General features: G+C 59.6%; 17 protein-coding genes (1 of these 17 cut by a window edge). 11 read left to right on the forward strand and 6 right to left on the reverse strand.

The window, feature by feature from the left end; all coding sequences use genetic code 11:
- Positions 1-1,190, reverse strand: the 5' portion of a protein-coding gene (locus tag HKK53_RS16780) for a CoA-acylating methylmalonate-semialdehyde dehydrogenase (protein ID WP_046044700.1). Its footprint begins 304 nt before the window's first position; only the first 1,190 of its 1,494 coding nucleotides appear in the window; its start codon is at positions 1,188-1,190; the stop codon falls past the left edge of the window.
- Between the two features lie 62 nt (positions 1,191-1,252).
- Positions 1,253-2,602: an aspartate aminotransferase family protein gene (locus tag HKK53_RS16785; RefSeq protein WP_123402283.1), complete on the reverse strand. Its 1,350-nt coding sequence runs from the start codon at positions 2,600-2,602 to the stop codon at positions 1,253-1,255.
- A gap of 125 nt (positions 2,603-2,727) precedes the next feature.
- Here HKK53_RS16785 and HKK53_RS16790 point away from each other — a divergent pair, with 125 nt between their 5' ends.
- The 3 genes from HKK53_RS16790 to HKK53_RS16800 all read left to right on the forward strand — a co-directional run bounded on the left by HKK53_RS16790 (position 2,728) and on the right by HKK53_RS16800 (position 5,086).
- Complete coding sequence (locus HKK53_RS16790; protein ID WP_169371745.1) at positions 2,728-3,648, forward strand: LysR family transcriptional regulator; 921 nt, start codon at positions 2,728-2,730, stop codon at positions 3,646-3,648.
- A gap of 198 nt (positions 3,649-3,846) precedes the next feature.
- Positions 3,847-4,497, forward strand: coding sequence for a TetR/AcrR family transcriptional regulator (locus HKK53_RS16795; RefSeq protein ID WP_169371746.1), 651 nt, complete (start codon positions 3,847-3,849; stop codon positions 4,495-4,497).
- 7 nt (positions 4,498-4,504) lie between these two features.
- The gene (locus tag HKK53_RS16800; RefSeq protein ID WP_169371747.1) at positions 4,505-5,086 is read left to right on the forward strand and encodes an IMPACT family protein; all 582 of its coding nucleotides are present in this window, start codon (positions 4,505-4,507) and stop codon (positions 5,084-5,086) included.
- A 389-nt stretch (positions 5,087-5,475) separates the two neighbouring features.
- Here HKK53_RS16800 and HKK53_RS16805 read toward each other — a convergent pair whose 3' ends face one another.
- Complete coding sequence (locus HKK53_RS16805) at positions 5,476-5,634, reverse strand: hypothetical protein (RefSeq protein ID WP_169371748.1); 159 nt, start codon at positions 5,632-5,634, stop codon at positions 5,476-5,478.
- Between the two features lie 30 nt (positions 5,635-5,664).
- Here HKK53_RS16805 and HKK53_RS16810 point away from each other — a divergent pair, with 30 nt between their 5' ends.
- Genes HKK53_RS16810 through HKK53_RS16820 form a run of 3 tightly spaced genes read left to right on the forward strand, consistent with a single transcriptional unit; the run spans position 5,665 to position 9,262 of the window.
- On the forward strand, positions 5,665-7,218 hold the full coding sequence (locus tag HKK53_RS16810) for an ABC transporter ATP-binding protein (protein WP_169371749.1): 1,554 nt from the start codon (positions 5,665-5,667) through the stop codon (positions 7,216-7,218).
- A gap of 11 nt (positions 7,219-7,229) precedes the next feature.
- Entirely contained in the window at positions 7,230-8,336 is a 1,107-nt protein-coding gene (locus tag HKK53_RS16815) for an ABC transporter permease (RefSeq protein ID WP_169371750.1), read from the forward strand.
- On the forward strand, positions 8,336-9,262 hold the full coding sequence (locus tag HKK53_RS16820; RefSeq protein ID WP_169371751.1) for an ABC transporter permease: 927 nt from the start codon (positions 8,336-8,338) through the stop codon (positions 9,260-9,262). Before HKK53_RS16815 ends, HKK53_RS16820 begins: the two co-directional genes overlap by 1 nt.
- A 40-nt stretch (positions 9,263-9,302) precedes the next feature.
- Here HKK53_RS16820 and HKK53_RS16825 read toward each other — a convergent pair whose 3' ends face one another.
- On the reverse strand, positions 9,303-9,743 hold the full coding sequence (locus tag HKK53_RS16825) for a hypothetical protein (protein ID WP_169371752.1): 441 nt from the start codon (positions 9,741-9,743) through the stop codon (positions 9,303-9,305).
- An 83-nt stretch (positions 9,744-9,826) separates the two neighbouring features.
- On the opposite strand from HKK53_RS16825, the gene HKK53_RS16830 reads away from it, so the two are divergent.
- From HKK53_RS16830 to HKK53_RS16840, 3 genes are all read left to right on the forward strand, one after another.
- Entirely contained in the window at positions 9,827-10,177 is a 351-nt protein-coding gene (locus HKK53_RS16830) for a MerR family transcriptional regulator (RefSeq protein WP_169371753.1), read from the forward strand.
- Between the two features lie 25 nt (positions 10,178-10,202).
- Positions 10,203-10,889, forward strand: coding sequence for an SDR family oxidoreductase (locus HKK53_RS16835; protein ID WP_169371754.1), 687 nt, complete (start codon positions 10,203-10,205; stop codon positions 10,887-10,889).
- Positions 10,890-11,094: 205 nt separating this feature from the next.
- Entirely contained in the window at positions 11,095-12,453 is a 1,359-nt protein-coding gene (locus HKK53_RS16840) for an 8-oxoguanine deaminase (RefSeq protein WP_169371755.1), read from the forward strand.
- Positions 12,454-12,593: 140 nt separating this feature from the next.
- On the opposite strand, the gene HKK53_RS16845 is transcribed toward HKK53_RS16840, so the two are convergent.
- Positions 12,594-13,960 (reverse strand): IS3 family transposase gene (locus HKK53_RS16845; protein ID WP_169369089.1). Its coding sequence is split into 2 segments (ribosomal slippage): positions 12,594-13,492 and positions 13,492-13,960, totalling 1,368 coding nucleotides; the frame shifts between segments, so codons are not numbered across the junction.
- Between the two features lie 57 nt (positions 13,961-14,017).
- The gene (locus HKK53_RS16850) at positions 14,018-15,106 is read right to left on the reverse strand and encodes a calcium:proton antiporter (protein ID WP_169371757.1); all 1,089 of its coding nucleotides are present in this window, start codon (positions 15,104-15,106) and stop codon (positions 14,018-14,020) included.
- A 315-nt stretch (positions 15,107-15,421) separates the two neighbouring features.
- Here HKK53_RS16850 and HKK53_RS16855 point away from each other — a divergent pair, with 315 nt between their 5' ends.
- Positions 15,422-16,504, forward strand: a complete 1,083-nt coding sequence (locus HKK53_RS16855; RefSeq protein ID WP_169371758.1) for a BMP family ABC transporter substrate-binding protein — start codon at positions 15,422-15,424, stop codon at positions 16,502-16,504.
- Between the two features lie 137 nt (positions 16,505-16,641).
- Positions 16,642-17,607: a 2-oxoglutarate and iron-dependent oxygenase domain-containing protein gene (locus HKK53_RS16860; RefSeq protein ID WP_169371759.1), complete on the forward strand. Its 966-nt coding sequence runs from the start codon at positions 16,642-16,644 to the stop codon at positions 17,605-17,607.
- The last annotated feature ends 33 nt before the right edge of the window (positions 17,608-17,640 follow it).

A 17,640-nucleotide genomic window follows, 5' to 3' on the forward strand; every position in this document is an offset into this window, starting at 1 on the left:
TCCAGGCTGTTCACCCGGACGACGCACAGCACAGGCCCAAAGATCTCTTCTTTATAGATGCGCATCTCTGGCGTGACGTTATCGAACAGGCAGCCACCCAGGAAGAAACCTTCCTCATGCCCCGCCACGCTCAGACCACGGCCATCAACCACTAAGGTTGCGCCAGAAGAAACGCCGTCTTCTATATAGCCACTGACTTTATCGCGAGCCTGACCGGAAACCAGCGGCCCCATGTCCAGACCACACGACGTACCGGCACCGATTTTCAACGCCTTGATTTGCGGCACCAATTTGGCCACCAACGCATCCGCCACCTGGTCGCCGACGCACACGGCCACCGAGATCGCCATGCAACGCTCACCGCAGGAACCATACGCCGCGCCCATCAGTGCGCTGACGGCGTTATCCAGATCCGCATCCGGCATCAGCACCGCGTGGTTCTTCGCGCCGCCCAGTGCCTGGACGCGTTTACCGCGCTTGGTGCCTTCGGCATAGATGTATTCGGCAATCGGCGTCGAGCCGACAAAGCTCAGCGCCTTGACTTCCGGTGCTTCGATCAGCGCATCTACCGCAGCCTTGTCGCCGTGCACCACGCTCAGAACACCTTTAGGCAGACCGGCTTCGATCAACAACTGAGCAATCAGCAGTGTCGAACTCGGATCACGCTCGGACGGCTTGAGGATGAAGCAGTTGCCGCAGACGATCGCCAGCGGATACATCCACAGCGGCACCATGGCCGGGAAGTTGAACGGGGTGATACCGGCCACCACGCCCAACGGCTGGAAGTCCGACCATGCATCGATGTTCGGGCCGACGTTACGGCTGTATTCGCCCTTGAGGATTTCCGGCGCCGCGCAGGCGAACTCGACGTTCTCGATCCCACGCTTCAGCTCACCGGCAGCATCTTCCAAAGTCTTGCCGTGTTCTTCGCTGATCAACTGCGCGATACGCGCTTCGTTCTGCTCCAGCAATTGCTTGAAACGGAACATCACCTGCGCACGTTTGGCCGGCGGCGTGTTGCGCCAGGCCGGGAACGCAGCTTTGGCCGAGTCGATGGCTTTTTGAATGGTTTCGCGGCTGGCCAATGGCAGCTTGTGGATCGCCTGGCCGGTCGACGGATTGAACACGTCAGCCGTACGACCGTCTTCGGTTACCAGTTCGCCATTGATCAAATGCGGGATAAGGCTCATGCGGGGCTCCAGAAAAATTGTTCACGGGCGCCCTTTAAGAGCGCCTCTATATAGAAGAGAAATCAGTCGATCTTGTTCAGCACTTCGCCAACCGCGTCGAACAGGCGATCAAGGTCTTGCGGCTTGCTGTTGAAGGTTGGGCCGAACTGCAGGGTGTCGCCGCCGAAGCGCACGTAGAACCCGGCTTTCCACAACGCCATGCCGGCTTCGAACGGACGCACGATCGCGTCGCCGTCACGCGGGGCAATCTGGATCGCACCAGCCAAGCCGTAGTTACGAATGTCGATAACGTTCTTCGAGCCTTTCAAACCGTGCAGCGCATTTTCGAAATGCGGCGCGACTTCGGCCACGCTCTGCACCAGGTTTTCCTTTTGCAGCAGGTCGAGTGCCGCCAGGCCAGCGGCGCACGCCACCGGGTGGGCCGAGTAGGTGTAGCCGTGGGGGAATTCCACCGCGTACTCCGGCGTCGCCTGGTTCATGAAGGTGTGATAGATCTCGGAGCTGGCAATCACCGCGCCCATCGGGATCGCGCCGTTGGTGACTTGTTTGGCGATGCACATCAGGTCCGGAGTCACGCCGAAGCTGTCGGCGCCGAACATCGAACCGGTACGGCCGAAACCAGTGATCACTTCGTCGAACACCAGCAGGATGTTGTGCTGATCGCAGATATCGCGCAGACGCTTGAGGTAGCCCTCAGGCGGCACCAGTACGCCAGCGGAGCCGGCCATTGGCTCGACAAACACCGCGGCTATGTTCGAAGCGTCGTGCAATTCGATCAGCTTGAGCAACTCATCCGCCAGGGCGATACCGCCCTCTTTCGGCATGCCACGGGAGTAAGCATTGCTTGCCAGCAGGGTGTGCGGCAGATGATCGACATCCATCATCGCCTGACCGAACATTTTGCGGTTGCCGTTCACGCCGCCAAGGCTGGTGCCGGCAATGTTCACGCCATGGTAACCACGGGCACGACCAATCATTTTGGTCTTGGTCGCCTGGCCTTTCAGACGCCAGTAGGCGCGGACCATTTTCACTGCGGTATCCGCGCATTCGGAACCCGAGTCGGTGAAGAACACGTGGTTCAGATTGCCCGGGGTCAGGTCAGTGATTTTCTCGGCCAGTTGAAACGACAACGGATGGCCGTACTGGAAGCCTGGCGAGTAATCGAGCGTGCCCAACTGCTTGGCCACTGCCTCCTGGATTTCCTTGCGCGTATGCCCAGCGCCGCAGGTCCACAAACCAGAGAGCGAATCGTAGACCTTGCGGCCCTTGTCGTCTGTCAGCCAACTGCCTTCGGCGGCGACGATCAGTCGCGGATCGCGCTGGAAATTGCGGTTGGCGGTGTAGGGCATCCAGTGCGCATCCAGCTTGAGCTGGCTGGCCAGGGAAGACGGGGCGTTTTCGGGCAAGTTCATGATTAAAACCTCGCAGGGCAATAAGCGGCGTAGAGATCAAAAGCGTTCTTGCAGCTAAATTGCCACGGGGATAAAGTCGGTGAAATCCAACTCTTCTAACGTTCAGTCAGGCCTTCACTAAACTTATGAGCACTCGACGCCCCGATCCGCTGGCCCAAGTCAGCGACTTTGATATCCGCCTGTTGCGGATCTTCCGCAGCGTCGTGGAGTGTGGCGGCTTCTCCGCGGCGGAATCGGTGCTGGGCATCGGCCGCTCGGCCATCAGCCAGCAAATGAGCGACCTCGAACAACGCCTCGGCCTGCGCCTGTGCCAACGCGGTCGCGCCGGTTTTTCCCTGACCGAAGAAGGCCGCGAGGTCTACCAATCGGCGTTGCAGCTATTAAGTGCGCTGGAAAGTTTCCGCACCGAGGTCAACGGCCTGCATCAACACTTGCGCGGCGAATTGACCATCGGCCTGACCGACAACCTGGTCACCCTGCCCCACATGCGCATCACCCACGCCTTGGCGCAATTGAAGGAACGCGGGCCGGATGTGCAAATCCAGATTCGCATGATCGCCCCCAACGAAGTCGAACAAGGCGTGCTCGACGGGCGCCTGCACGTTGGCGTGGTACCGCAGGCCAGTGCGTTGTCGGGGCTGGAATATCAACCGCTCTACAGCGAACGCTCGCTGCTGTACTGCGCGGTCGGCCACCCGTTGTTTTATGTCGATGACAAACAGCTGGACGATGAACGTCTGAACGGCCAAGACGCCATCGCTCCAACTTTCCGCCTGCCCGCCGAGATCCAGGCCCATTACCAGGCACTCAATTGCACCGCCAGTGCATCCGACCGCGAAGGCATGGCGTTTCTGATTCTGACCGGGCGCTACATCGGTTACCTGCCCGATCACTACGCCAGCCTCTGGGTACAGCAAGGCCGGTTGCGCGCGCTCAAACCCAACGCGCGTTTTTATGACTTGAGCCTCGCATCGGTCACGCGCAAGGGTCGGCGCCCGCATTTGGTGCTGGAAAGCTTTCTCGAAAGCCTGGCGGCCACCCGCTAAAGCCTGAACCGCCCCGTAGGAGCAAAGCTTGCTCGCGATGGCGACGTGTCAGTCACATCAATGTTCAATGTGAGGACGCTATCGCGAGCAAGCTTCGCTCCTACAAGGGCAAGGTTTTATCGTATCGGCACTTGTCTGAAACCTGTGGGTGCGCTATCAACGCATGGGTTGCACCCACAGACTATTTCGGAAGTGCCTATGACCTTTGAAGTCCCCGCCCACGGCGGCAAACCTGCCAGCCGCATTCGTCAGAAGAACGAAGAGACGATCCTCAAAGCCGCCGAAGATGAATTCGCCCGCCACGGGTTCAAAGGCACCAGCATGAACACCATCGCCCAGAATGCCGGGTTGCCCAAGGCGAACCTGCATTACTACTTTACCAACAAGCTTGGGTTGTACGTGGCGGTGCTGAGCAACATCATCGAATTGTGGGACAGCACCTTCAACACGTTGACGGCCGAAGACGATCCGGCGGAAGCGTTGACTCGTTACATCCGCGCCAAAATGGAATTTTCCCGCCGCCAGCCGCAAGCCTCGCGGATTTTTGCCATGGAAGTGATCAGTGGCGGCGAGTGCCTGACCGAGTATTTCAACCAGGACTATCGCGCCTGGTTCCAGGGCCGCGCTGCGGTGTTCCAGGCATGGATCGACGCCGGCAAGATGGACCCGGTCGACCCGGTGAACCTGATTTTCCTGTTGTGGGGCAGCACTCAGCATTACGCCGACTTCGCCACCCAGATCTGCCGGGTCAGCGGCCGCACCAAGCTGACCAAGCAAGACATGGAAGACGCCGGTGACAACCTGATCCGCATCATCCTCAAGGGCTGCGGCCTCACACCTGCCATTTAAGAAACTTATGTCTTTTACCCTCAGCGGTTTTTGCGAGTACCGCGAAGAGATTCGCAAAAGCCGCTTCATCACCCTGGCCGGGCCGATCAGCAGCCCGGCCGAAGCCCAGGCGTTCATCGAACAGCACAGCGACTTGAACGCCACGCACAATTGCTGGGCATGGAAGTTCGGCGGCCAGTACCGCAGCAACGACGATGGCGAACCTGGCGGTACGGCGGGCCGGCCAATTCTGGCGGCGATTGAAGCGCAGGATTGCGATCAAGTCGCGGTACTGGTGATTCGCTGGTATGGCGGCATTCAACTCGGCACCGGTGGTTTGGCCCGAGCCTATGGCGGCGGCGCGAATAAATGTCTGCAAGGTGCGCCGAAGGTTGAGTTGATCAGCCGGGTGCCGGTGAGTTGTGCCTGTGGGTTTGCCGAGTTGGCGCTGTTGAAGTTACGGGTGGCGGAGTTGGGTGGGTTGGTCGTGGAGGAAGTGTTTACGGCTAACGGGGTTGAATTGCAGCTGGCCGTCGGTGAGCAGCAGATTGATTTGTTGCAAACGCATCTCGCGGATTTGAGTCGCGGGCGGATTTTGTTGGAGCGATAAGGGCAGGATCAAAAGATCGCAACCTTCGGCAGCGCCTGAAGGGAAACGCGATCTTTTGGGGCATAACTGATTTTCAACGCCTCCCACACTTGCCCACATCTGCTGTGCACCCGGCTGTGGATAACCTGAGTACATTCCGCTGTAACCCTTCTGTCATGCGGCTTTGCGGGGTTTGTTCACTTTTCGTCCAAAGTGCCATCAAAATCTCTAAATCCACGAAAAAACAAACAGTTAGCGCGGTTTATCACCTTTAGAAGATAGCCGCCCAGTGCTTATGCCCACGCGCCGAGCTTGCGCACAAATACTGTGGAGCAATCTGTGGATAACCCGTTCATGGCTGGCGCTGCCCCATGCCCGGCATAGCTCGCGGCCGACTGCTCGTTTTTTGATCAAGTTAGCGCGGGCAAAACCGGAGCCTGATCAACGGCTTCGCCCTCATCTGGTGCTTGATTCAACAGCGAAACACTTTCTGGAACACGCACAAAGCCCTTGATCGTCATGGCTTTACGAAATTCCTGACTCAATGGCCAGAAAATTGCTTTATCCACAGGCATAACTCAAATCGACCCGAGCCTGTCATGCCGATCCCCGATCAAACCCCTCGCTTGCAGCTGCGCAACATCAGCAAACGCTACCCCGGTTGCCTGGCCAACGATGCCATCGACCTGAGCATCGCACCCGGTGAAATCCATGCCCTGCTCGGCGAAAACGGCGCAGGCAAAAGTACGTTGATGAAGATCATCTACGGCGTCACCCACGCTGATTCCGGGGAAATGATCTGGCAAGGGCAGCGCATCACCATGCGCAATCCAGCCCAGGCGCGGGGACTTGGGATTGGCATGGTGTTTCAACACTTCTCGCTGTTCGAAACCCTCAGCGTGGCGCAGAACATTGCGCTGGCCATGGGCGCGGCGGCCGGGACGCCAAGGCAACTGGAACCGAAAATTCGCGAAGTCTCGCGGCGCTATGGCATGGCGCTGGAACCGGAACGACTTGTCCATAGCCTGTCGATCGGCGAACGCCAGCGCGTAGAAATCATTCGCTGCCTGATGCAAGACATTCGCCTGCTGATTCTCGATGAGCCGACCTCGGTGCTGACGCCGCAAGAAGCCGACGAATTGTTCGTCACCTTGCGCCGCCTCGCGGCCGAGGGTTGCAGCATTCTGTTTATCAGCCACAAGCTCGGTGAAGTGCGCGCGTTGTGCCACAGCGCTACGGTATTGCGCGGCGGTCGAGTGGCCGGGCATTGCGTGCCCGCCGAGTGTTCGGATCAGCAATTGGCGCGGTTGATGGTCGGTGACGCGGCGGAGCTGATCACCGACTACCCGAAGGTCCTCGGCGGGGAAGCATTTTTGAAGGTGAGTGGATTGTCCTGGCACAACCCGGACCCGTTCGGTTGCTCGCTCAAAGACATCAACCTTGAAGTGCGCAGCGGTGAAATCGTTGGCGTCGCCGGGGTTGCGGGCAACGGTCAGGATGAATTGCTGGCGTTGCTCAGCGGTGAAGAATGCCTACATCGCAACGACGGCCAGACGATCAGTTTTGCCGGGCAAGCCGTCGCCCATTTACGCCCCGACGCCCGCCGCAGACTCGGATTGGCCTTCGTTCCCGCCGAACGTTTGGGTCATGGCGCGGTACCTGAACTGAGCCTGGCCGACAACGCCCTGCTCACCGCTTTTCAACAAGGGCTGGTCAGCAACGGTTTGATCCAGCGCAGCAAAGTTGAAGCGCTGGCCGAAGAGATCATCCGCCGCTTCGGGGTGAAGGCGCCCGATCCCCAAACTCCGGCTCGCAGCCTGTCCGGCGGCAATTTGCAGAAATTCATCCTCGGCCGGGAAATCCTCCAGCAGCCGAAATTGCTGGTAGCCGCGCACCCGACCTGGGGCGTGGATGTCGGTGCGGCGGCAACCATTCACCGGGCGCTGATTGCCCTGCGCGATGCCGGCGCGGCGATCCTGGTGATCTCCGAGGACCTTGATGAACTGTTCCAGATTGGCGATCGGCTCGGTGCTTTGTGCAGCGGTCGATTGTCGCCGCTCCAGGCCACTGTCGATACGCGGCTGAGCGACGTCGGTGGCTGGATGGCCGGTCAGTTCAACGCCCCTCACTCACCTGCATCCGCAACGGTTTAACGGAGTTTCACATGCTGCTTTCTCTCGAACCCCGTGGCCAGCAATCACGCCTGATGTTGTGGTGCTCGCCGTTGCTGGCGGCTGTGCTGACGCTGGGCTGCGGCTCTATGTTGTTTATCGCCTTGGGCCACGACCCGTTGCTGACCTTGCACACCTTGCTGATCGCACCGATCAGCGACTTGTATGGCATCTCCGAATTGCTGGTCAAAGCGCTGCCGATTCTGCTCTGCGCGTTGGGCCTGGCGGTGGCGTATCAGGCACGAATCTGGAACATCGGCGCCGAAGGCCAGTTGCTGCTCGGCGCCCTGGCCGGCAGCGCACTCGCGGTGAATATCATCGGCATGCAAAGCCGCTGGGCGCTGGTGTTTATCCTGTTGGCCGGCACCCTCGCCGGGGCCGCGTGGGCCGGGCTGACGGCGTGGTTACGCACACGCTTCAACGCCAACGAAATCCTCACCAGCATCATGCTCAACTACATCGCCCTCAACCTGCTGCTGTTCTGCGTGCACGGGCCGCTGAAAGATCCGGCCGGGTTCAACTTTCCGGAGTCGGCGATGTTCGGTGATGCCAGCCGTTTGCCGTTGTTGATGGAGGACGGTCGGGTTCACGCCGGGGTGTATTTCGCTTTGCTGGCGTTGGTTGCCGTGTGGGTATTGCTGCAGAAAAGCTTTGTCGGGTTCCAGATCAGAGTGCTCGGCCTGGACAAGCGCGCGGCAGGGTTTGTCGGCTTTCGCGAGAAGCGCTTGATCTGGCTGGCGCTGTTGATCAGCGGCGGTTTGGCCGGGCTGGCTGGGGTTTGTGAAGTCACCGGGCCAATCGGTCAATTGGTGCCGCAAGTCTCGCCGGGCTACGGCTATGCGGCGATCACCGTGGCGTTTCTCGGTCGGCTCAATCCCATCGGCATTCTGTTTTCCAGCCTGTTGATGGCGCTGCTGTACATCGGCGGCGAGAGCGCGCAGATGAGCATGAACCTGCCGCAAGCCATCACCCAATTGTTCCAGGGGATGATGCTGTTTTTCCTGCTGGCCAGTGATGTGCTGATTCTCTACCGACCGCGTTTGAACCTGCGCTGGGCCCGCCGCGCACCCGCCACCGCCGTAACCGCAGGAGCGCTGTGATGGATATCGATCTGCTGAGCAATATTTTCTACGCCATGGTCCGTTGCGGTACGCCGTTGCTGCTGGTGGCGCTGGGCGAACTGATCTGCGAGAAGAGCGGCGTCCTCAACCTGGGCCAGGAAGGCATGATGCTGTTTGGCGCAGTGATCGGTTTTATCGTCGCGTTGAACAGCGGCAATCTGTGGCTCGGCGTGTTGCTGGCGATGTTGGCCGGGATGCTGCTGTCGTCGCTGTTTGCCTTGGTGGCGTTGGTGTTCAACGCCAATCAGGTGGCTACCGGTCTGGCGCTGACGATTTTCGGTGTGGGTCTGTCGACGTTTGTCGGTGCCGCGTGGGTCGGCAAACCGCTGGCGGGTTTTGAGCCGGTGGCGATTCCGTATTTGAGTGAGATTCCGCTGATCGGGCGGATGCTGTTTGCTCAGGATCTGCTGGTGTACTTGTCGTTCGCGCTGTTTGCGCTGGTGGCGTGGGTAATTGTGAAAAGTCGTGTGGGTTTGATCATTCAAGCGGTCGGGGAAAACCCGGATGCCGCCAGTGCGATGGGCTTGCCGGTGCTCGGTGTGCGTACCTTGGCGGTGTTGTTCGGCGGGGCGATGGCCGGGTTGGCCGGGGCGTATTTGTCCCTGGCCTATACGCCGATGTGGGCGGAAAACATGAGCGCCGGGCGCGGCTGGATTGCCTTGGCGCTGGTGGTGTTTGCCAGTTGGCGGGTGTGGCGGTTGCTGCTCGGGGCGTATCTGTTCGGACTCGCCAGCATCCTGCATTTGGTGGCGCAGGGGTTGGGGCTGGCGATTCCTTCCAGTTTGTTGGCGATGCTGCCGTATGTCGCGACCATTGTGGTGTTGGTGTTGTTGTCCCGGGATGCGGTGCGCACGCGGTTATATGCGCCGGTGTCGTTGGGGCAGCCGTGGCAGGGAGGGCATTAGCGGTTGGCAGGTCCGGACTCTTCGCGGGCAAGCCTCGCTCCTACAAAAGCGACGCAGCCCCCGTAGGAGCGAGGCTTGCCCGCGAAGGCGCCCGAACCGGCAACACCTGAGCCACGCCCCACGCCAATTCAAAGAACAGGAAAATCACCAACAACGAACTCGCGCCATGGAGCAAGGCATACAGCTGCCAAGCCGAAAACAGAAATCTTCCAACCGCGTCATACCGCCCAAAAATCAATTGCGGATCCCGAATCCGCAACACCGCCCACACGCACACAATCGACCCCAGCAGATTCGCCATCAACATGTGCATCGGCTCAAATGCCGGTAACTCACCCGGTAAATCCAACGCCTGACTCAACCCCGACAGCGCGCCATGCAGTAAAGCAAAACTCCACGGCGTGGCAAACGCCGCCGTCACGATCAAGTCATACCAGGCACTGCCTCTTACCACTCGGCGATATTGCGTTGAAGTCCACATCGGCGCTGCTCCAAAAAATCAGGGAGCAACAAGGCTAAAGCCTGGAGTATGCTCCAAGGTCAAGCCCTCTCTGAGACGTCACGATGCGCATCGGTGAATTAGCCCAGGCCAGCGCCGTCAGCCGCGACACGCTGCGCTTCTACGAGCAGCGCGGGTTGATCGCGGCGCAACGCAGTGCCAATGGCTATCGCGACTACCCGGCGGACATGGTGCAACTGGTGCTGTACATCAAGACCGCTCAACGACTGGGCTTTACCCTCGGCGAGATCGGCAATAGCGTCGCCGCGTTGTGGCGGTCGCCCGACCCGGACAGTGCCGTTACGCAATTGCTGCAAGACAAGCTCAAGCTGATCGAAACCCGAATGGACGAACTCGGCGCCCTGCGCAACGAGTTGCAGCAAAGGCTCGGTCAGCGTTGTCCTTTGAATCCATGATTCTCACTTATCAAGGAAGCTACTCATGTCCACGGCAAAAACCGCACTCATCATCGGCGCCTCCCGGGGCCTGGGCCTCGGCCTGGTGAAAACCCTGCTGGCCGACGGCTGGCAAGTCACCGCCACCGTGCGCAACCCGCAGAACGCCGAGGCGCTGCAAGCGCTGGGCAAGGTACGGATTGAAAAACTCGACATGGATGATCAGCAGGCCGTCATCGCGCTGAGCCAGCAACTCAAGGGCGAAGTGTTTGATCTGTTGTTCGTGAACGCCGGGGTCAAGGGGCCGGACGTGCAGACGCCGGGCGGCGCGACATTGGCCGAAGTCGGGCAGCTGTTTTTCACCAACGCCGTGGCACCGATCAACCTGGCCCAGCGTTTCGTCGGGCAGATTCGTGATGGCAGCGGCGTGTTGGCATTCATGAGTTCGGTGCTGGGCAGCGTGACCATGCCCGACGCGCCGGAACTGGCGTTGTACAAGGCCAGCAAGGCAGCGTTGAACTCCATGACCAATAGCTTTGTGACACAGCTGGGCGAGCAGAAACTTACCGTGCTGTCGCTGCATCCGGGTTGGGTGAAAACCGATATGGGCGGCGAAGGCGCGGACCTGGATGTGGAAACCAGCACCCGTGGCTTGGTCGATCAGGTGAACGCATACACCGGCAAGGGCGGGCATCACTTCGTGAACTACAAGGGTGAAACCATTCCCTGGTAACCCCAGATACCTTGTAGGAGCGAGCGGTGCGACGATTCGACTTGCCCGCTCGCTCCTACAAGGGGGTGTGTCGTCGGGTCGGGCTTGCCCGCAACGCCATTTTGTTTGAAACTCCGCACCTCGTCCCCGCGACGACCCTGGATCAGCAGACAGGGTAATCACTGAGCTGGCTAACCTGAACCCACTTTCAGAGGAGCCGGCCAACATGCCTGCGACCCGTACCTGGTTAAAAAATCCCCTCGCGATCTTCACTGCCAATGGCCTCGATGCCCGTGGCGGCCTGGTGGTGCAAGACGGTGTGATCGTCGAACTGCTCGCCGCCGGCCAGCAACCGTCCGCGCCCTGTGGACACGTGTTCGATGCCCGCGAGCATGTGATCCTGCCCGGCCTGATCAACACCCATCACCATTTCTATCAAACCCTGACCCGCGCCTGGGCGCCGGTGGTTAACCAGCCGTTGTTCCCGTGGCTGAAAACCCTGTACCCGGTCTGGGCGCGCCTCACCCCGGAAAAACTCGCCCTCGCCAGCAAAGTCGCGCTGGCGGAATTGCTGCTCTCCGGCTGCACCACGGCGGCCGATCACCATTACCTGTTCCCCGAAGGCCTGGAAAACGCGATCGACGTGCAAGTCGAAAGTGTTCGCGAATTGGGCATGCGCGCCATGCTGACCCGCGGCTCGATGAGCCTCGGCGAAAAGGACGGTGGCCTGCCGCCGCAGCAAACCGTGCAGCAAGGTGAAGTGATCCTCGACGACAGCCAGCGCCTGATCGCCGCGTACCACGAACGTGGCGACGGCGCGCAAATCCAGATCGCCCTGGCGCCGTGCTCGCCGTTCTCGGTAACCCCGGAAATCATGTCCGCCAGCGCCGAACTGGCGAACAAACTCGACGTGCGCCTGCACACTCATCTCGCCGAAACCCTCGACGAAGAAGACTTCTGCCTGCAACGCTTCGACCTGCGCACCGTCGATTACCTGGACAGCGTCGGCTGGCTCGGCCCCCGCACTTGGCTGGCCCACGGCATTCATTTCAACCCGGACGAAATCGCCCGTCTCGGCGCCGCCGGTACCGGCATTTGCCACTGCCCAAGCTCGAACATGCGCCTGGCCTCCGGCATCTGCCCGACGCTGGACCTGACCGCCGCGGGTGCGTTGCTGGGTCTGGGCGTGGACGGTTCGGCGTCCAACGATGCATCGAACATGATGCTCGAAACCCGTCAGGCGCTTTATATCCAGCGCCTGCGCTATGGCGCCGAGAAGATCACCCCGGAACTGGTCCTCGGTTGGGCGACCAAGGGCTCGGCGAGTTTGCTCGGGCGTAGCGATATCGGCGAGCTGGCGGTGGGCAAGCAGGCGGATCTGGCGTTGTTCAAACTGGATGAACTGCGGTTCTCCGGCAGCCATGATCCGGTGTCGGCGCTGCTGTTGTGCGGGGCGGATCGCGCGGATCGGGTGATGATCGGCGGCAAGTGGCGGGTGATTGATGGGCAGGTTGAGGGGTTGGATCTGAAGGGGTTGATTGCAGATCACAGCCAGGCGGCTCGGCAGTTGATTGCTGGCGTCTGACACAACACCGCCCGATCGTTCCCACGCGCAGCAAAGGAATGCCTCATTGGACGCTCTGCGTCCGCGTTGGGACGCGGAGCGTCCCGGACTGCATCCCCACGCAGAGTGGTCTGCACCCCAAAAGTTGGACGATTGTGGCTCTAGGCCTGAACGGATTGGGTCCTGTATTCCACAGGGCTCATTCCATTTAGTCTCAGCTTGATGCGCCGGTGATTGTAATAGTCGATGTAGTCCACTAATCCGGTCTGAAGCTCGTCAAGATTACTGAATTTGTTCAGGTAAAAGAATTCGGATTTGAGCGTGCCAAAGAAGCTTTCCATGGCCGCGTTGTCGTAACAGTTCCCTTTGCGCGACATGCTCGCTGTGACCGAGTGCTCTTTTAGGCGCTGGTCATAAATAGGCATCCTGTACTGCCAGCCTTGGTCTGAGTGCAAGATGGGTTTTTCGCCCGGTTTTAGTCGCGCAAAAGCTTTACTAAGCATTGCCCCGACCATGCTGAACAACGGCCGTCTGGCGATATCGTAGGAAATGATCTCGGCGTTATAGAGGTCCAGAATTGGCGATAGATACAGCTTCTGTCCTCCCACCTTAAACTCCGTGACGTCGGTTACCCATTTCTGATTGGGTTGTGATGCTTGGAAATCGCGGTTCAGAAGATTGGGGGCGGCTCGCCCCACTTCACCTTTGTAGGCGCGGTACTTCTTCACACGTACTCGGCATTTGAGGTCAAGTTCAGCCATAAGGCGTTGCACGGTCTTGTAGTTGATCAAGAAACCGGCCTTGCGCACTGCCAGCGTTACGCGGCGATAGCCAAACTTACCTTCTTCTTTGTTGAAGACCTCACATATCTTGGCTTTCAGCTCCGCATACTTATCAGCCGCCTGGAGCACTTTCTGCTGATAGTAGAACGTGCTGCGCGCCAATCCGGTGATTTTCAACAAGGCGTCGAGAGAGTGCCGCTGCCTCAGTTCAATTACGATTTGCGCTTTTTCTGTTGCGCTGCTCGTTTCTTCTGAACCAAGGCATCGAGCTTTTTTAGATAATCATTTTCCAGCCGAAGTTGATTCAGTTCTGCGATCAACTCATCCCGGGAACGGGACTCATCAGGTAACAGAGGCTGGGCAGGTTCGGGCGGTTTGGGCATTTTCTTTGTAGATCCAGTTCGTCTGGGTTGGCTGAGCAGGGCATTTTCACCGCCCTCATCATAGCGGCGCTGCCAATCGCCGACGATGTTGAATTTCCGGATATCAAATAGCGCGGCCACTTGACGGTAGGAAAGCTGCTCTTCACGCATCCGCTTCAAGACGGACATCCTGAATTCAGCACTGTAGTGCTGCACTTTTTTTACTTCCAGAGCGGCCGGGCCGTGCACCTTGTAGGCCGCGACCCACTGGCGCAACGACGAAAAATCCACGTCGTGACGATGCGCTACATCTCTAAGCCCCGCTTCGCCGGTGCAGTAATCCTGTACCGCTGACAGCTTCGCTTGAACCGTGTACTTCCCCATGAAACACCCCATCGGTTGTGTCCAACTTTTGGGGTGCAGACCAGAGCGTGGGAACGATCAGAGGCCCAACAACGACAACATGATAAACGTCGCAAACAACACAAAATGCGTCATGCCCTCAATGGCATTGGTCTCCCCGTCATTGAGGTTGATCGCACTGACAATCAACGTCAGGAAGATCATCACCGTCTGCACCGGGGTCATCGCCATTTGAAACGGCTGGCCGGTGTAGAGCGCCATCGCTTCCATCACCGGCACGGTCAGGATCACGGTTGACAGCGAAGCCCCCATCGCGATGTTGACCACTGACTGCATGCGGTTGGCCAGGGCTGCGCGCAACGCGGTCAGGATCTCTGGGGCGGCGGAGATTGCGGCCACCAGGATCGCTGTGATGACCGGCGGCGCACCTGTGCCTTCCAGGCCCAGGTCGAGGGTCTTGGACATCACTTCGGCCAATGCGCCGATCACCACCACGCCAAACACCAGGGTCGCGATGCTCAGCGGCACGTTGACCGCTTCGGCTTCTTCCTCGGGGTCTTTCTTGCGGCGTTTTTCCGGGTAGCTGTAGCTGAAGAAATAACTGTGCGGCCCGACCTGCATGCGCAGGAACAAGGTGTAGAGCACGACCATCGCACCGATGGTGAACGCCGAATAAATCTTCCAATTGGCTTCGGGAATGAACTCCGGCACCACCATCGACACGCCCATGGCGGTGAGGATCATCACGCTGTAGCTGCGCGCCGAATCGTCGTTGTAGGACTGCTCGCCATGCTTGATTCCGCCCATCAACGCGGCCAGGCCGAGGATGCCGTTGATGTCGAGCATCACTGCCGAATAAATCGTGTCGCGCACCAGGGTCGGCGAGGCTTCGTTGCTCATCATGATCGCCAGGATCACCACTTCCACCAGCACGGCCGCCAGGGTCAGGATCATCGTGCCGTAGGGGTCGCCGACTTTCTCCGCGAGCAGTTCGGCGTGATGGGCGACACGCATGGACGCGGCGACGATGAAGGCGATCAGCACCAGGCCGGCGGCCAGTGCGACGGCCTGGCCGCTGTGCAACATCAAGTGCTCCAGCGGGTAGGCGATGGCGGCGGCGAGGACGGCCAGCAGCAGGAAACTTTCTTGCTTGAGGAGTGTGAGCATTGCGAGCCTTTTGCACAGTGGAGCGTAAACAGGGTGATGAGCTACTGACTGCGGGGCGGCGCTAACGTTTCGTTACACCTTAGCGCACCAGTGGATGGCGTGGATTGGCAAGCGTGCACCGGGATAGTTCTGCGGTAGCCGTCAGGGCCTCTTCGCGGGCAAGCCTCGCTCCTACAGGGGCGGTGTTCGCGTCGCTTTTGTAGGAGCGAGGCTTGCCCGCGAAGGCCTTCACACGGTTTCGGTTTTTTTGTTGTCCTGTTGGTCAGCAATTTGCATTGACCTCGCCAACCTCAAAACAAAATGGAGTTCGAGTTCATGCATAAACGTCCGTTGAAGAAGTTGCTGTGCGCCGTTGCAGCGGCCATCGGTCTGAGCGCCAGCCTGAGCGCCAGTGCCGCCGACCCGCTGAAAGTCGGCTTCGTCTATATCGGCCCGATCGGTGACCACGGCTGGACGTATCAACATGAACAGGGGCGCAAGGCGCTGGCGGAGAAGTTCGGTTCGCAGATCACCACCAACTACGTGGAGAACGTCGCCGAAGGCGCCGACGCTGAGCGGGTGATCCGCAACATGGCCAAGGACAACTACGACCTGATTTTCACCACGTCTTTCGGCTACATGAACCCGACGCTGAAAGTCGCCAAGCAATTCCCCAAGGTGACCTTCGAGCACGCCACCGGCTACAAGCAGGACAAGAACCTTGGCACCTACCTGGCGCGCACCTACGAGGGGCGCTACGTCGGCGGCTTCCTTGCGGCGAAGATGACCAAGACCAAGAAGATCGGCTACGTCGCTTCGTTCCCGATCCCGGAAGTGATCCGCGACATCAACGCCATTCAACTGGCCCTGAACAAGTACAACCCGGGCACCGAGATCAAAGTGGTGTGGGTCAACTCGTGGTTCGATCCGGGCAAAGAGGCCGATGCCGCCAACGCGCTGATCGACCAGGGCGTGGACGTGGTGTTCCAGCACACCGACAGCCCGGCACCGATCCAGGCCGCCGAGCGGCGCGGCGTGTACGCCGTGGGCTACGCTTCGGACATGGCGCACTTCGGGCCGAAAGCGGTGCTGACCTCCATCGTCAACGACTGGGGCCCGCACTACATTCAAGCGACGCAGAGCGTGCTCGACCACAACTGGAAATCCCAGGATTACTGGGGCGGCTTGAAGGAAGGCACGGTTGAACTGCCGATCAGCGATTTGGTGCCAGCGCCGGTGAAAGCCGAAGCCGAGCAGATCATTGCCGACATCAAGAGCGGTGCGCTGCATCCGTTTACCGGGCCGATCAAGGACCAGGCCGGTGTCGAGAAAATCCGGGCGGGGGCGACGGCGAGTAATGCGGAACTGGCGTCGATGAATTATTACGTGGAAGGCATGAAGGCCGACATTCCGAAGTAACTCCCTTCTGCAGATCGTTCCCACGCGCAGCAAAGGAATGCCTCAATGGACGCTCCGCGCCCGCTTTGTGGGACGCGGAGCGTCCCGGGCTGCATTCCCACGCGGAGCGTGGGAACGATCATTAGCGAGAACTCAGCATGAATCAGCTCCCGATCATCGACATCGCCCCGCTCTACACCGACGACCAGGATGCCTGGCAAACCGTCGCCAACCACATCGACCGCGCCTGCCGCGACTGGGGCTTTTTCTACATCAAGGGTCATCCGATCAGCGCGAACCGCATCGAAGCGGTGCTCGACCACGCCCAACGCTTCTTCGCCCTGCCCGCCGCCGAAAAGCTCAAGATCGACATCACCCAGACCCGACACCATCGCGGCTACGGCGCCATCGCCACCGAGCAACTGGACCCGAGCAAACCCAGCGATCTGAAAGAAACCTTCGACATGGGCCTGCACCTGCCGGCCGATCATCCTGAAGTGCTGGCAGAAAAACCGCTGCGTGGCCCCAATCGCCATCCGTCGATGCCCGGTTGGGAAGCACTGATGGAGCAGCATTACCTCGACATGCAGGCCCTCGCGCAAACTTTGTTGCGAGCCATGACGATGGCCCTCGGCATTGAGCGGGACTTCTTCGACACACGGTTTAACGAGCCAGTCAGCGTACTGCGAATGATCCATTACCCGCCGCGCCACACCGCCAGCTCCGAAGAACAACAAGGCGCCGGCGCCCACACCGATTACGGTTGCATCACCCTGCTCTACCAGGACGCCGCCGGTGGCCTGCAAGTGCGCAACGTCAAAGGTGAATGGATCGACGCGCCGCCGATCGAAGGCACGTTCGTGGTGAATCTCGGCGACATGATGGCGCGCTGGAGCAACGACCGTTACCTGTCGACACCGCATCGGGTCATCAGCCCGCTGGGCGTGGACCGTTATTCGATGCCGTTCTTCGCCGAGCCGCATCCCGACACACCCATCGAATGCCTGCCTGGTTGCCAGGATGAACTGCACCCGGCGAAATATCCGGTCACCACCTGCGCTGAATTCCTGCTGTCACGCTTCGCCGATACCTACGCCTATAGACGGGAACCGCAAACAGTTTGATCAACCGTCCGGTCAGGTTTTACCAATTGTTGC

It is taken from the genome of Pseudomonas sp. ADAK7 (genome assembly GCF_012935675.1).
In the GTDB taxonomy this organism is placed as follows: Bacteria; Pseudomonadota; Gammaproteobacteria; order Pseudomonadales; family Pseudomonadaceae; genus Aquipseudomonas.